The sequence below is a fragment of the Murimonas intestini genome (genome assembly GCF_024622195.1).
Taxonomy (GTDB): domain Bacteria; phylum Bacillota; class Clostridia; order Lachnospirales; family Lachnospiraceae; genus Murimonas; species Murimonas intestini.
On record NZ_JANKBI010000025.1, the window covers coordinates 1 to 14,844 of the forward strand.

12 protein-coding genes are annotated in these 14,844 nt (G+C 47.7%); all 12 read right to left on the reverse strand.

Annotated features, from left to right (window positions below):
• Window positions 1-163: 163 nt before the first annotated feature.
• The 12 genes from NSB28_RS23130 to NSB28_RS23185 all read right to left on the reverse strand — a co-directional run bounded on the left by NSB28_RS23130 (window position 164) and on the right by NSB28_RS23185 (window position 14,793).
• A complete protein-coding gene (locus NSB28_RS23130) occupies window positions 164-1,552 on the reverse strand; it encodes a glycine--tRNA ligase (protein WP_109748671.1) in 1,389 nt (462 codons plus the stop codon).
• 85 nt (window positions 1,553-1,637) lie between these two features.
• Entirely contained in the window at window positions 1,638-2,357 is a 720-nt protein-coding gene (locus NSB28_RS23135; protein ID WP_109748672.1) for a hypothetical protein, read from the reverse strand.
• Window positions 2,358-2,490: 133 nt separating this feature from the next.
• Window positions 2,491-3,243, reverse strand: coding sequence for a DNA repair protein RecO (gene recO, locus NSB28_RS23140; protein ID WP_109748673.1), 753 nt, complete (start codon window positions 3,241-3,243; stop codon window positions 2,491-2,493).
• Window positions 3,244-3,282: 39 nt separating this feature from the next.
• Window positions 3,283-4,188, reverse strand: coding sequence for a GTPase Era (gene era, locus NSB28_RS23145; RefSeq protein WP_109748674.1), 906 nt, complete (start codon window positions 4,186-4,188; stop codon window positions 3,283-3,285).
• Between the two features lie 23 nt (window positions 4,189-4,211).
• Window positions 4,212-7,133 carry an insulinase family protein gene (locus NSB28_RS23150; RefSeq protein ID WP_109748715.1) on the reverse strand — a complete coding sequence of 974 codons (2,922 nt, stop codon included), beginning with the start codon at window positions 7,131-7,133 and terminating at the stop codon, window positions 4,212-4,214.
• 230 nt (window positions 7,134-7,363) lie between these two features.
• Entirely contained in the window at window positions 7,364-8,446 is a 1,083-nt protein-coding gene (locus tag NSB28_RS23155) for a cob(I)yrinic acid a,c-diamide adenosyltransferase (protein ID WP_109748675.1), read from the reverse strand.
• Between the two features lie 18 nt (window positions 8,447-8,464).
• The gene (locus NSB28_RS23160) at window positions 8,465-8,806 is read right to left on the reverse strand and encodes a glycerol dehydratase reactivase beta/small subunit family protein (RefSeq protein ID WP_109748676.1); all 342 of its coding nucleotides are present in this window, start codon (window positions 8,804-8,806) and stop codon (window positions 8,465-8,467) included.
• A 1-nt stretch (window position 8,807) separates the two neighbouring features.
• Window positions 8,808-10,622, reverse strand: a complete 1,815-nt coding sequence (locus NSB28_RS23165) for a diol dehydratase reactivase subunit alpha (RefSeq protein ID WP_109748677.1) — start codon at window positions 10,620-10,622, stop codon at window positions 8,808-8,810.
• A complete protein-coding gene (locus NSB28_RS23170; RefSeq protein ID WP_243135024.1) occupies window positions 10,619-11,017 on the reverse strand; it encodes a diol dehydratase small subunit in 399 nt (132 codons plus the stop codon). The genes NSB28_RS23165 and NSB28_RS23170 overlap by 4 nt, the downstream gene beginning before the upstream one ends.
• Window positions 11,014-11,667 (reverse strand): propanediol/glycerol family dehydratase medium subunit, encoded by a 654-nt coding sequence (locus NSB28_RS23175; protein WP_109748678.1) that lies wholly within the window; start codon window positions 11,665-11,667, stop codon window positions 11,014-11,016. The genes NSB28_RS23170 and NSB28_RS23175 overlap by 4 nt, the downstream gene beginning before the upstream one ends.
• A 14-nt stretch (window positions 11,668-11,681) precedes the next feature.
• On the reverse strand, window positions 11,682-13,346 hold the full coding sequence (locus tag NSB28_RS23180; protein ID WP_109748679.1) for a propanediol/glycerol family dehydratase large subunit: 1,665 nt from the start codon (window positions 13,344-13,346) through the stop codon (window positions 11,682-11,684).
• 22 nt (window positions 13,347-13,368) lie between these two features.
• Window positions 13,369-14,793 carry a rhamnulokinase gene (locus NSB28_RS23185; protein ID WP_109748680.1) on the reverse strand — a complete coding sequence of 475 codons (1,425 nt, stop codon included), beginning with the start codon at window positions 14,791-14,793 and terminating at the stop codon, window positions 13,369-13,371.
• Window positions 14,794-14,844 lie beyond the last annotated feature (51 nt).

Sequence of the window (14,844 nt, forward strand, 5' to 3'; positions counted from 1 at the left end):
ACGGAGCCTTAGATTTTCACTCCGCAGCGGTTCGGACAGAACAACGAACCCCACCGCTCCCCTTCCTGACGGCTCACCATTCTCCGCACAAAGCGTCCTGTAAAAAAGCAGCCGGATCCCCCGTCTCCCACGGTCCTCATCCGGCTGCTTTTCTTAAATTCTATTAATATGCAAATTTTTCAGCAAAATATTGTGCCAAATCTTCTATTTTGACGCGTTCCTGCTCCATTGTATCGCGGTCACGGACTGTCACTGCTCCGTCTGTCTCGGAATCGAAGTCGTATGTGACACAGAACGGTGTTCCTATCTCATCTTGGCGTCTGTAACGTTTTCCGATATTTCCTCTGTCGTCAAATTCACAGTTGTAGTTCTTTGAGAGAGATGCAAATACTTTCTCAGCGCCCTCATTGAGCTTTTTAGAAAGTGGGAGCACTCCGATCTTGACAGGAGCGATGGCCGGATGGAAATGAAGCACTGTCCTCATATCTCCGCCTTCCAGCTCTTCTTCGTCATATGCGCTGCACAGGAAAGCGAGAACAACACGGTCAGCTCCCAGAGACGGCTCAATGACATAAGGCACATATTTCTCCTTCTTTTCATCATCGAAATAGCTCATATCCTGTCCTGAAACCTCCTGATGCTGTGTCAGGTCATAGTCTGTCCTGTCAGCCACACCCCACAGTTCACCCCAGCCGAACGGGAAGAGGAACTCAATATCAGTGGTAGCCTTGCTGTAGAAGCAGAGCTCTTCCTGAGCGTGGTCACGGGCGCGCATCTCGTCTTCTTTCATTCCCAGGTTTTTCAGCCAGTCCAGACAGAACTGTTTCCAGTAAGCAAACCACTCAAGATCTGTTCCCGGTTCACAGAAGAATTCCAGCTCCATCTGCTCAAATTCTCTTGTACGGAATGTAAAGTTTCCAGGGGTAATCTCATTTCTGAAGGATTTACCAATCTGTCCGATTCCAAAAGGTATTTTCTTTCTGGATGTCCTCTGGACATTTTTAAAGTTTACAAATATTCCCTGTGCAGTCTCAGGCCTCAGATAAACTGTATTTTTTGCGTCCTCTGTGACACCCTGGAAGGTCTTAAACATCAGGTTAAACTGACGGATATCTGTAAAATTGTGCTTTCCGCAGGTAGGACACGGGATCTGGTGCTCCTCTATGAATCCCTTCATCTTTTCCTGGCTCCATGCATCTACACTGCCTTCAATCTCAATTCCCTTCTCCTCACAAAAATCCTCAATGAGCTTGTCGGCGCGGAATCTCTCATGGCACTCCCTGCAGTCCATAAGCGGATCAGAAAATCCTCCCAGATGGCCGGATGCCACCCATGTCTGGGGATTCATCAGGATAGCGCAGTCCACTCCTACGTTATATGGGTTCTCCTGCACAAACTTCTTCCACCAGGCCTGCTTTACATTATTTTTAAGCTCTACACCCAGATTTCCATAGTCCCAGGTATTTGCCAGTCCTCCGTAGATCTCCGATCCCGGATATACAAATCCTCTCGCTTTAGATAATGCAACAATTTTGTCCATTGTCTTTTCCATTTTAATCTCCTCATCTTCCTTAATATTTATTGCTGCGGGTCTTTGATTTCCGCCTGTTTAAGCTGAATAGTTAACACTTTATGTATCATTCGTATACGATATATCCCAGCTGAGGCTTATCTGAACCGGAACCAGCTTCCGTCTGTGTCACCCCGCTGATGACAGGCACTGCTAAAGTTTCCCCGGTTGACGCTTCTGTACTTGCCTGGCTCTGCTGCGTCTCTGGTGACTCAGCTGCTCCTTTTTGTTCCTGGGCCTTCATCCTCGCCTCTTTTTTTCCTGTCACTTCTATATTGCTGCTCACATACACAATATTTCCCGGTACCTCTACAAGCATCGGCTCTTCCAGGATGACAACCTTGTAATTCCCTGAAAGCTCCACTGTGCCCGTATCTGCAGCAGACTTTGCCTTTCCTTTTTCCACAGCCAGGAATTCCTCATTAAAATCATATCCGGCTGATTTGGCTTCCGAAACTGTTCCCGTAAAAAAAGTTACATTATTAAATGCAGCGTAGTCGGCCGATGAAGTAAATTCCAAAGTAAGCGTGGCCTTCTTATCCTTTACTTCGAAACCATCCATTTTAACCTTTTCCCCGCCCTGATTATACTCAGAAACGGAAGAATCAATCATATTTTTCAGTTCATCTTCTTTATAATAATCTTTGTCCAGATTTTCGATAGCGACTGATTTAACTGCCCCGTTCTTAGCAACAGACACACCTGTCTCATCAGGTGAAAAACCGCCGCATCCTGCCAGCATACAGACTGACATCGCCATGCAGATCCAAAGTTTGCTTTTCTTCATCTATTATTATCCTCCCTAAACCACAAGACCCCTATTTTCCCGGCCTGCGGATATTCTTTATCATTATACCTTTAAACTTCCTGTTTTTCAACACGAAATTCAGATTATAACAAAAACAATGGGGATCACATGGTTACTGTTCGCGGAGGATTGTATTAAGTACCTCTAAAGATTTAAACTTCTTTTCGATATGCCTGCTCCTGAACCGTTCCATCACCATTTTCAGTTCCGTAAACACTTCCCGGGTGACTGTAAAGGAATAGAGCTTGTTCAGAGGCGCACTGATTATATACTGCAGAGTATACACAGTGGAACCCGAAAGCGTTAAAAGCCCGTTCTGTCCTGCAGCACAGCCGCTGCACACCAGGCTCTCCCTGGCGGGCCAGTATGCCGCCAGGCCATCCTCCCTGCCGCACTCCAGGCAGGAGAATACCTGGGGATATTCCCCGTTTATGACCATGGCCTTCAGCTCATAGATATACCTGACCAGCACGTGGTCCGGAGTCCCCCTCACAAGAGCCCTCAGCGAGACGTACAGCAGATTGAGCATCTGGCTCTCATCATTGTTCTCCCCTGAATAAAAATCTGCAAACTCCAGAAAATAAAAGCCATAATAGGCCCCCTCAAAATCTGTGTGGAGTTCAGAGAAATACTGGTCTATATCCGCCTGAACGAGATTGTAGGATGACCTTCCTTCATAACAGTAAAAAGTACCAAAAGAAAAAGGGTTGGCTGCCGCCAGCAGACTGCTGTTCTGCCGCCGCGCCCCCTTTGCAAATGCACTGATCTTACCTCTTTCTTTTGTCAATATCACAACACGCTTATCATTTTCTCCAATGGGGACGGCCAGCAGGACCATCCCCGTTAAGGCTAACTTTTCTCCCATTATTGGAACACCTGCCTGATCTCTCAGATATCTTAGTAGTTACTCTTTTTTGTCATATCCAAAATTCTTCAAAAGAAAATCACTGTCTCTCCAGTCTTTTTTTACTTTTACCCAGAGCTGGAGATACACCTTCATTTCCAGCATATCCTCTATTTCCTTCCTGGCTGCAGAACCGATCTTGCGGAGCATAGCACCGCCCTTCCCTATAATGATTCCTTTGTGGGAGTCTCTCTCACAGATGATCGTTGCTTCTATATCCATGATCTTCCCCCCCTGCCTTTCCTTCATCTTTTCAATGGAAACAGCTATTCCATGGGGTATTTCCTCATCCAGGCACCTGAGGGCCTTTTCCCTGATAAGCTCAGCCGCGATCTGCCTCTGAGGCTGGTCTGTAACTGTATCCTCATCATAAAACTGCGGGCCATACGGAAGGTATTTAAAAATTGAATCAATGACATCGTCTGTATTCATGCCTTTCAGCGCAGATACAGGTATGATCTCGGCAAAATCGTAGATCTTTCTGTATTCATCGATGAATCTTAAGATGTCTTCTCTCTTAACTGTATCGATCTTATTGATCACCAGAATAACAGGTGTCGTTGTCTTTTTCAGCTGCTCCGCGATATGGCGCTCTCCTGCCCCGATGAAAGTAGTCGGCTCAACCAGCCACAGTATCACATCCACCTCACTCAATGTCCTCTCTGCAACATTGACCATATACTCACCCAGCTTGTTTTTTGCTTTGTGGATACCCGGAGTATCCACAAATACGATCTGCCCTGCATCACAGGAGTAAACTGTCTGGATGCGGTTTCTCGTAGTCTGCGGCTTGTTGGAGGTGATGGCGATCTTCTGTCCGATCAGCTGGTTCATCAGTGTAGATTTGCCCACGTTCGGCCTTCCTATTAATGTGGCAAACCCTGATTTATAATTATTATTTGTCATAAGTATCCTTTCATCTATAAAGCTTAACCTACAAAAGGCTTGAGCTCGTCAAACATGTCTTTTTCTTCCTGAAGCTTTTCTTCATTTCCGATCACACAGATACAGTCCTCTGCCAGGATCGCTTCAATGATCGGAGCCAGAGCCCTGATATCTTCCTGTCCTGCGTTCAGGACTTCATTTCTTTCCCTCTGCAGCTCCTCTTCAGACATCTTATTTAAATATGCGCTCAGAGAACGGCTTCCCTTGCCGCTCGGGGTCAGGGGTGTATCCAGCTCACTGACAGTCCCTATTATATACTTGAGCATATCTCTGTCTGACACCTGGAAGTTTTTCACATAATCTGCTATTCCCTGATAGACCTCGTCTGTCTTCCTCAGATTAGGATCCCTGTAGGATACAAAATAAGAATCCCCAGTCCTGCCAAATCCGCTCATGCAGCCATAAGCTCCGCCCTTCACACGTATGTTGACCCAGAGATACTCATAGCTTAAGATCAGCTTCAGGATCTTCAGGGCTCCTGTGTACTCATAGCCTGCCTTCTTAAAGTTTCCTGCCCTTGCCACATACTGTATCTTAGAGGACGTCATAAAGCCCTCATTATGTCCGCCCGGGCTTAACTGGTTGTCCACAGGCTGCACCTTATCTGTCCCAAGCTTGCTCTTAAGCTCTCCCACATATGCGTCAAGCCCTTCAAAGCCTTCCGGATCTGAAGTATAATTGACCATCATATTGTCCTGCCTGAACAAAAGCCTGATGAGTTCTTTCAGTATACTGATCAGCTCAGCTTTCTTCTCATCAAAATGCTCTTCTATCTCCTCGATCAGCTTGTAGTAGGCTATCCCTGTCACAGAATCGCTGAAGACTGCAGGATTTGAGAAATAAGACATCGCTCTCGATGCTGCCGTGGAGTGCCCTGCTGAATTCAGCCTCATGGACAGTCTTGACTTGATCTCAGCAATAATCTCATAGAGCCTCTTCTCGTCGTCCACCTTTGATGTGAGGATGATCTCTTCAATCATATTAAAGGTAAAACCTATCTTATCATACAGTGTTTTGGACTTGATCTCAAATACAGCCCTGTAGGCATTTTCTCTCTCCGGATCGGCATATGCAAACAGCCCTGTAAATATACCGCCTGTATTGATATTTATCTCATTAAACAGCTCCCCGTAGGTGTAATTCTCTGTGTCTACCATAGTCAGCACAGAACGCAGTATCCCCAGATATGGAATATATTCCTTCGGAACACAGTCAGCGCTAAAAAGCAGGCTCAGATAGGCGACTCCATTTGTGGGCAGCCTGTGATAGAGCACCTTAGTGCCGTCAAAATCATGTTCTTCATTATAGAGCGGCTCTACAGTTTTTTTAATATCCTCCTTCTGGAGCATGGGGATCGTTTCCAGTTCCTCCTCAGTGGAAGGTGTCTCCTGGAACAGGCGCAGCTTTTCGGTCTTCTCCACCAGAAGGTCTATCTCCTCCCTGGAGAGTCCTGCTTTATAGGCAGCCAGCTTATTTCTTGTCTCCTCATCGATCCTGGCTGTCAGGCCTTTCTCAGGCTCTACGATCACCACTGAAGCATGTGTGTTCTCAAGCAGATATTTTTTGATCAGCCCCTCATAATACCCTGTTCCTACCTGCTCCTTTAAAAATTCAAATACATCCAGCTGCCTGAGATAATCAAACGGATGTTCATCATCGTAAAGCCAGCTGTCCATAACGTCAATTCCATACATGAGGCCCTTGGGATAAGAACCATAATCGGCCTCCCTGAATCTGAATTCCATATTATTGATTCCTGCGAGCAGAGCTTTCTCATCTACTCCGTTTTCCACGATACCGCTCAATACTTCACGGATGATCCGCAGAAACTCTTCCCTGGAAGAAAGGTTTGAATTCTTGGCAATGACTGAAAACATGGGCTGGTAAATGCCGCTTTCATAAGACCCCATGATATCTTTGCCGACCTTGGCATCAAGCAGGGCCTGCTTCAGCGGTGCGCCGGGTGCGGAGAGAAGGGCATATTCTATCACTGCAAAGGCATTGGACAGCTTCACATCCAGGCTTGTCCCAACAGAGACGTTAAATGAAAGATACGTATTATCAGTCTCTGTATCTGTATTAGAGATAGAGTATTTCTCCATAAGCTCTGCCGGCGCCTCAAAGGCTGGCTGGAGAGGGATCTTCGAATCCACGCAGACAGCATCATACTGGCATAAATATTCCCTGTCAAGCCATTCCAGCCTCTCCTCCACGTCCATATTTCCATAGAGATAAATGTAACTGTTGGACGGATGATAATACCTGCTGTGGAAATCCAGAAACTCAGAGTATTTCAGATCAGGGATAAACGCCGGATCACCGCCCGATTCATTCCCATAGGGTGTGTCAGGGTACAGAGAATTGAGTATCTCCCGATCCAGTACATCCTCCGGGGATGAGAACGCCCCTTTCATCTCATTATATACAACGCCGTTATATGTCAGCTCATCCTCAGGCTTCTCCAGATGGTAGCACCAGCCCTCCTGGCGGAATATCTCCTCTTTCTCATAGATATTCGTAAAAAATACTGCATCCATATAGACATGCATGAGGTTCTTAAAATCTTTATCATTGCAACTTGCCACCGGATACATGGTCTTGTCCGGATATGTCATTGCATTTAAAAATGTATTGAGGGATCCCTTCACCAGCTCCACAAACGGGTCCTTAGACGGAAATTTTCTGCTCCCGCACAGCACACTGTGCTCCAGGATATGGGCCACCCCCGTGCTGTCTGCCGGCGGTGTCCGAAATGCAATATGGAACACCTTATTCTCATCTTCATTGCTGATTACCATAACACGCGCGCCGCTCTTCTTATGTTTAAATACATACCCTGATGACTGTATATCTGTTATCTCTTCCTGTTTAACCAGCTCATACGCTGGAAGGTTATACGACTTCATACTGCTGTATCTGCCTCCGTTCTTCTTCTTTTCAAAGAGTATCTTATCAAATATCACTGTAAAAACCAACCCCTAAAATAAATCCCTTATAAACGGATTATTGCCATTTTTTGTATTGTTAGTCTAAAAACACAAAGCTGTCCCCGCCAAGGAACAGCCTTTTATCTGAACTTATGTATAATCATTGAATAATCATTTGTATGATCAACATTAACCCGCATCATCTGCCTCTACAGCACTTCACTGAGTACAGACAGCCCATACTCCGCAAGTGCATGGTCCTGCTCTCCTGTACCTCCGCTGATGCCAAGGCCCCCGATGATCTTATCGCCAATCTTCAGCGGCACCCCGCCTCCGAAGATAACGATCTTTCCTCCGTCCATTTTATCTACACCGTAGAATGTTCCCCCCGGCTGGGCCAGGACACTCAATTCCTTTGTGGACATCTTTACGGCTACGGATGTGTATGCCTTTTTTACTGCCACATCAAAGCTTACCAGAAAAGCATTGTCCATCACATGTACTGCGATGGGATTTCCGTCCGGACCGCAGACTGCAATAACTGACTGCATGCCCGACCTTCTGGAATGCTCCTCTATCTTCTCAATGAGCTTCTTTGCAGAATCCAGAGAGATCCTGTCTGTCTGGCCCATCCGTTTTAAAACTTCCTGAACTACTTCCTGGCTTACAGCCGACATGTCAACCCCTCCCATCCCGGCCGCCTGGCCGCTGGCCGCTGCACTGTCCGTCCCAGCCGCCCGGCCGTTGCTGGCCGCTGCACTGTCCATTTCTGCTGTGCGTGGCTCTGTAACACTTACGGCGTCTGTATATCTGGCAAGCACATAAAGATAATCGGCCAGCCTGTTCATATACTTCTTAGTCTGGGCGTCCGAACCATAGCGGATGCTTACAAGAGCCAGACATCTCTCGGCACGCCTGGCAACTGTCCTGGCCACATCTATCTGGGCTGACAGGCGGTTTTCGCCCGGCAGGACGAATTCCTTCTTTCTGTCAAAGAGACCTTCCATTCTGTCGATCTCCTCTTCAAGTCCCGCTGCTTCAGTATCCTTGAGCCTGTATTTAATATTGTGAGGGTCTGCTATCCCTGCCATAACAGTGATCAGAGTCTGCTGGATATGCTCCAGTGTCTCTCTCACTTTCTCTCCCCCAAATTCAGCCTTGACAAGACCAAGATGACTTGTCAGCTCATCAATCGTACCCAGCAGCTGGATACGCTCATCTGATTTTGGGATATTCTTTGTCTTTACAATGCTGGTCATGCCCGCATCGCCATTCTTCGTATAAATATTCATAAGCTCAGTCCTTATAGTTTACTGAAATACATCCTTAAACGGCATTTTCTTAATCGCTCTGGCGCTGTTCGCGCCCAGATTTCTGCACTGCAAAAAGCTTGGATAGTTCACTTCAAATACATTCTGTCCTTTCAAAAGCCGGCGCATCTGCATTGCAGCACGCCTTCCTCTGATGCCTATTCCCGACCCCAGCATGGATTCATTTGCCGCCTCATATGCAAGCTCATCCAGTTCCATATTTTCTTTCTCATGGACTTCATACAGTACGCCTTCTTCTTCAATACCTGCACATATCTCACGCAGATAATCCGCATCCGGCTCGTTGGTATATATAAAAATGGAGGGTTTATTCACTACCATTTTATTTTCCTCCCAAATAGGAAAGCACCAGGCCTGTAGCCACAGCGTTGCGCGGTCCCTCACTGCTTCTGATATTTCCCCGTCCGCACACTATCCTGTACTCTGACAGTTCCTCCATCAGCATCTCCGGGACTTCAAAATCCTCCGCTGAACCGCCTACCAGCACCACATTGGAGATCGCCTTTAATTCATGATCAGGCGCTACCTCCCGCAATGCTCTGAGTGCATTTCTGACAAATACTTTCCTTTTAGCATCTCTTCTTACATTATATATCTTTTCCATCGGAATGTCTTCTTCAATTTTCAGAAGTTCTCCCGGTGTCAGCAAAACCACATGGCCAAAATATCTCGGGTCGATGGATTCCTGGAAAAACTGCATCTGTCCATTTTCCAGACGCATGTGAAACAGGCTCTCCACCTTTGCCATGGGGTATTTCTTGATCTGCTCCGCACTGATACGGCTCTTTAAGCCCAGTTCAGTCTGTATCAGCAGTGTCACCAGTTCTCCTGCCCCTGCCTGATGGGTGGTTCTGACAGTGCCGTCACACTCTATGAGGGCTGCATCTGTAGACCCTCCTCCCATATCAAGCACTGCCACAGGAAGCTGGGTGCCCGGCGTGGTAAGCGCTCCAAGTGATGCCATCACAGCCTCCACGCCTGCCACCTTTACATTAACCATAAGCTCTCTCTGAAGCCTCCTGGCTATCCGCTCCATAGGAAGCTGTTTTGTCTTTACCATAGCCGCTATACCCACAGCCTTTTCCATGCAGGTCTCTCCTGCCAGTGACCCGGATATCTGAACGGGCGCCATAGTGTCGACAGCCAGGATATCAGTAATGCGCACAGCATCCAAGGCCTCCTCCGAGACTTCTGCCATGCCTATTTTTATCCTGGAAAGCATATTTCCCACATTTGTATCTGCCTGGCCGCTTATATCCCTGATCAATCCGGCACCTTCCAGTGCCGCCATGATCTTGTCAGCCCCGGCGTCAATATTTACCATGGCCTCTCTGTCTCCGTGAAGATAGATCTCACCCGCCGGAAGAATATTCTCTCTGATATTCCCATGGGGAGTCTTGATCACCACAGCGCTGCGCTTTCCTATCAGATTCTTCGCGATAGGTGTCACAGACCTTGTCTCCTGGGGTGTCAGCTTCAGAAGTGTGGCTATCCCGTAGGGATTTGAGAGCATCCTGACAGTCTGCCCCGGCAGCGCCACCTCAATAGCGGCCTGCTTTCCCTCAGGGATATTCCTGATATGGCGCACCTCATCTACGATTGGAATCTCAAACACAAGCCTGTTCTCTACAAGCACTGCCTCATCTGCCTGCAGGATCAGCCCCCTGATATCCAGGCGGCCGTGATGCGCATTCAGCTGCCCGGCGATCTCCTCATATGTATGTACTGCGGCAGCAGCCACAATGTAGGGCTGCCCCTTTATTCCCTCTCCCAGGTGTTCAAGGAATATAAGCTCCCCTACAGCCTGGCCGGCGCCTGCCGGAGTCGACGGGTTATGGCCGATCATGGAGGACTCAGTGATAATAGTCTCCGTGATAGTTTCCATAGCCGTATCTCCGATTACAGGGGCCGCCTCATTGAGACAGACCAGATGGATATCAGAAACAGGCCTCTGGACTTTGTCCATGGCCTCTTCCAGTGCAGCACATATTCCCCCCACATTTGCGGGGGTTCCCTTTGTGCCTGTGGTCATCCGGGATGCCCCGCTGACAAAGCGGATGCTTCCGTCAGCCTGCATATCCCCGATGCACACTTCAGTTGTGGAATTTCCAATATCAACACCTGCTATCAGTTTCAAAGAAGGATGCCTCTCTTTTCATATATTTCTGCTGCTTCCATAACCAGCCTTGCACAGTTTACAGCGCCGTATTTATCCAAAAGCTCCTGGGCCATCTGCACCAGTTCAAGCTTAGTGGATCTGTTTGGGCGCAGCTTGTTATACATTTCCAAAATCACATCATCCGGTACGTCAACGAGTTCAGAAGCTCTCTGGAAGTTTGCAGCCATGGCAGGATTGTCATTCTGTCTTGCCACTTCCCCCTGCTTTGAGAGCATCTCCTTCGAGATCTTTATATCATCCGGATGTATATTCCCCTTTTTAATTTCGTCCAGGGTGATCTCAGACAGCTTTTTTCCTGTTCTGGAAGTGATGCTGTCTGCTTCATTTGCTCCTAACGGATATCTCACCATCATGCTTTCCCCCATTCAATCATTGGAATCTCCGGGTCTACCTGTTCTGTCTCTTTAATATGCATCAGAGCTGCCTTCACCTGGAATTTTGCCCTGACCATGGGGTCGTTGACAGACTCTATAGGCGTCACCTTCTCACCCTTTACATACCTGGCCGCATTCTGGCCGATCTTCCTGTACATATCCAGGGTAATGAGGGGTGCCTGAGGAAACAGTTCCAGGTTTGACAAAGGATAAAGATCCTTCTGATGAATAACGGCTGTTCCCTTTGACTGGAGGCCGATGCCTATTCCTGAACCTGAAATCTTAGCAGCTTCAAGTCCCATAAAACATACATCAGAGGTCTTCAATACCTTAACGACCCTGGATACCATACCCTCTTCCTCGATCCCTGCCCGAATATTCTGCAGCACATCGTCAAGGGGGATCCCTGTGATCGTAGCCTTTATTTCTTTCTGGAATGCCGGTCCGACACCGATAACTACCTCCTTCGGATCCGACCCTTTTACAGCCTGAGGATATCCTTTATAAGAAGTTTTCGGCATCATCCTCGTCTTTCCCGTAAGGGAACCGCCGCCGGACTGTCCGTTTTTATCTATCTCTTTCATGACGGCCCTGGTAATGGCCTGTATCAGTTCTTCATTTATTTCCATAACCTGCCGCCTCCTTAAAAGTCATCAGGATCAATGATGTGGGGAATCGCTTTGATCTCTTCCCAGCGCCTGCCATCCACTCTGTATCCTGTTCCCGGTCCCATATAATCATTTGGAGTATTCACTCCTGACATCACCTGGAAATGCTCATCCAGAATAGCCGCTGTATGCATATAGTCTCCGATCACACGCTGCTTAAGCATTTCCAGAATGCTTTCCGCCAGTTCCTCAAATCCGCTCTCAGCCAGCGCCTTTACCACATCAATGCCTGTGATGCCGCGCTTCATAAGATCATCAGCTGACATCAGGTCAGAGGCCACATCCCTTTTCAGGGTGTCCTTGCTGCCATGGGCATACACAACAGCCTCCACCTGCTCATCTGTGACTTCAGTGAGGCCCAGGTATTTAAATACTGCCTGCACAGCTTTCGCAGCCTCCCATCTCACACGGATGACCTGCTCTTCCGTAACAGGACGCAGACCGCCGTCCACCTGCATATCTCTCTGCAGCACGTTGTAGTCGTCAAAATCCTCAGCATCAAAGTTCGAGCCTGCAAACATATTGTCATAATTAGGCTCTGCTGCATATCCCGAGAAAATAAAGTCAGTTCCCGGCATAAACTGCAGCATCGTCCTGGCTGTCCTTCTCATATCCGAGTTTGAAAAGCTCTGGTCATTTGAAGATGCACATTCCAGTCCCAGAAGCGCAGCCACCAGGTTTTCTCCCATGACCTCACGTATTCCTGAAGGAACACTTGCAGCCACGCCGATACAGCTGACAGACCCGTTCTGGATACCCTGGGAGCCTGCCCCCTTTGTCACATAGAGACAGCGGCATTCCAGATAGAGCATGGATTTCTGCTCGCTGCTCCCCATCAGTACTTCTGAGCCTGACCCGGATGTAAAACGTACCTTAAGCCCTCTTGATGCATATGCGGCATTTAAGAATGCCTTAGAATACGGAGTATCGTCACCGTCAATAAAAACCTTTTCCGTGCCATACACAGAGAGTGTCTCCGCATACGTTGTAAGTCCCCTGATGCCCAGTTCAAGCTCTGTCGCCTCTTCCACTGCACACTGGGTCAGCACGCCCTTGCGGCCTGCCTGGGAGCCGATCAGCAGGGCTATGGCATTGAACGGCGCATACCTGGCAATGCCTGTCGTAGTCTCTTCCTCACTGAATCCCCTCAGAGCCCCCTCCGCCGCATCGGCAGCTATCTGGACAGGATCATCCTTCAGGTTAGTGATGTGCGCCTGGTTGCCCGGAACCCTCCTGGCCCTCATTTTCTGCATGCCCATCATCATCTCAACCACATTCAGGTAATTGATTATCTCAGCCATCTTGGCCGGAGTGATCCCTGATACGATCTCAAGGATCTCCTTTCTGGAGACATTGATGTTCACGATCTTCCTGGCGATATCCAGGGAGGACACTGCCATGGAAGCCTCGGCTCTGTCAATGCGTATGGCATAATCAGCGATAAACTGGTCCATGAAGTCAAAATCGGCTCTGGCTTTTCCGTCCAGCTCCACGATCACTCCATCTTCAACCCTGACTGAAGGTTTGGGGTCATACGGGCTTTTCATTGCCACAAACCCCATCTCCGGCCATTCATTTATAAAACCGTCTTTATTCACCGGACGCTTGTCCAGCGTTTCAATACGTTTTGATTTTTTCATATGATTTCTTCACCTTTATCTCTTATTCAGGAAGATACTCATTCTGTTCAAAGGATCTGCGGACAATATCACGCCCCTCTTCCAGGGTGGCGATCTCTCCCATTGCCTTCAGCTGCATAATGACATTTCCAAGTACTGATCCCTCAACCGGACCTGTGACAACCTTTTTGCCAATGGCATTTGCCGTCAGCTGGCAGAGAAGCTGATCCTGTATACCGCCTCCCACAATGTTCATGCATGGAATAGTCTTGCCTGTGATTACCTCCAGATTTTTGACAGTTGTCCCATACTCCTGTGTAAGTCCGTTATAGATAGCCATTGCGATCTCTCCCAGTCCTTCAGGAGTTCCCTGTCCGTGCTCTTCACAATACCCGATAACTTCTTTCATCATATTATAAGGAGCTGTGAATCTCGGGTCGTTTGGATTGATAATAAAATCTTTTCTCTTCGCTTCTTTAGAGGCTTTTATGATGTCAGGGAAGGATACCTGTGCCTCAAATTCACACCAGTTCTTTCTCAGGTTCTGCATGATCCACAGACCGTTAATATTCTTCAGGAAGCGGATCTTTCCTTCTACGCCGCCTTCATTCGTATAGTTGTATTCAAAGGACTCTTTTGTGAGTACCGGCTCATCCAGCTCCATACCCAGAAGTGACCATGTTCCGCAGCTTAAGAAGGCCGCATTCTTGTCAGCAAAAGGTGTGGCCGCCACTGCCGATGCCGTATCGTGGCTTCCGACTGCAATGACCTTCACGCCTGAGAGTCCTGTCTCTTCCACTACCTCAGGAAGCAGGTCACCGATAACAGTACCCGGTTTTGTCAGCTCTCCGAAGAATTCTTTTTTGATTCCGCATCTCTCAATAATATCGTAATCCCAGTCTCTCTTCTTAGCGTCCAGAAGCTGTCCTGTGCTTGCAAAGGTATATTCATTGTACATCTTTCCGGTCAGGAAATATCCGAATAACTCCGGCATAAACAGAAGACGGACTGCCTTCTCGTAGATGTCAGGCCTCATCTTCTTATCTGCATAGAGCTGGAACAATGTATTAAAGTTCATAAACTGGATACCTGTCTTTGCATACAGCTCATCCAGCGGTACCAGCTTTCCTATCTCCTCCAGAACTCCGATCGTCCTGTCATCCCTGTAATTTACAGGGTTGCCGATCAGGTTGCCGTCTTTATCGATGAGACCGTAATCAACTCCCCAGGTGTCTATCGCGAGGCTCTGGATTGGAAGCTTTTTAGCTGCTGCCTTTTTCAGTCCTACTTTCATTTCATGGTACAGACGGAATGTATCCCAGTAGAAATTCTTACCGATCCTTACCGGATCATTTGGAAACCTATGTAATTCTTCAAGTTCAATTTTCCCATCCTGATATTTGCTGAGAATCATTCTTCCGCTGGATGCTCCAAAGTCAAAAGCCAGATTATAAATTGTTTCTCCCATCTCATACACCTCTCATTTGAATTTTAATATAAGTGATTAAGCCGCTGTGCG

What these genes read in the sequence shown, in the direction of transcription:
- NSB28_RS23175 (WP_109748678.1), bottom strand. Translation starts at nt 11,667, where the DNA reads ATGGAAATAAATGAAGAACTGATACAGGCCATTACCAGGGCCGTCATG.
- recO (WP_109748673.1), bottom strand. Translation starts at nt 3,243, where the DNA reads ATGGGAGAAAAGTTAGCCTTAACGGGGATGGTCCTGCTGGCCGTCCCC.
- NSB28_RS23185 (WP_109748680.1), bottom strand. Translation starts at nt 14,793, where the DNA reads ATGGGAGAAACAATTTATAATCTGGCTTTTGACTTTGGAGCATCCAGC.
- NSB28_RS23130 (WP_109748671.1), bottom strand. Translation starts at nt 1,552, where the DNA reads ATGGAAAAGACAATGGACAAAATTGTTGCATTATCTAAAGCGAGAGGA.
- NSB28_RS23150 (WP_109748715.1), bottom strand. Translation starts at nt 7,133, where the DNA reads ATGAAGTCGTATAACCTTCCAGCGTATGAGCTGGTTAAACAGGAAGAG.
- NSB28_RS23170 (WP_243135024.1), bottom strand. Translation starts at nt 11,017, where the DNA reads ATGATGGTGAGATATCCGTTAGGAGCAAATGAAGCAGACAGCATCACT.
- NSB28_RS23155 (WP_109748675.1), bottom strand. Translation starts at nt 8,446, where the DNA reads ATGAATATTTATACGAAGAATGGCGATGCGGGCATGACCAGCATTGTA.
- NSB28_RS23180 (WP_109748679.1), bottom strand. Translation starts at nt 13,346, where the DNA reads ATGAAAAAATCAAAACGTATTGAAACGCTGGACAAGCGTCCGGTGAAT.
- NSB28_RS23135 (WP_109748672.1), bottom strand. Translation starts at nt 2,357, where the DNA reads ATGAAGAAAAGCAAACTTTGGATCTGCATGGCGATGTCAGTCTGTATG.
- NSB28_RS23160 (WP_109748676.1), bottom strand. Translation starts at nt 8,806, where the DNA reads ATGGTAGTGAATAAACCCTCCATTTTTATATATACCAACGAGCCGGAT.
- era (WP_109748674.1), bottom strand. Translation starts at nt 4,188, where the DNA reads ATGACAAATAATAATTATAAATCAGGGTTTGCCACATTAATAGGAAGG.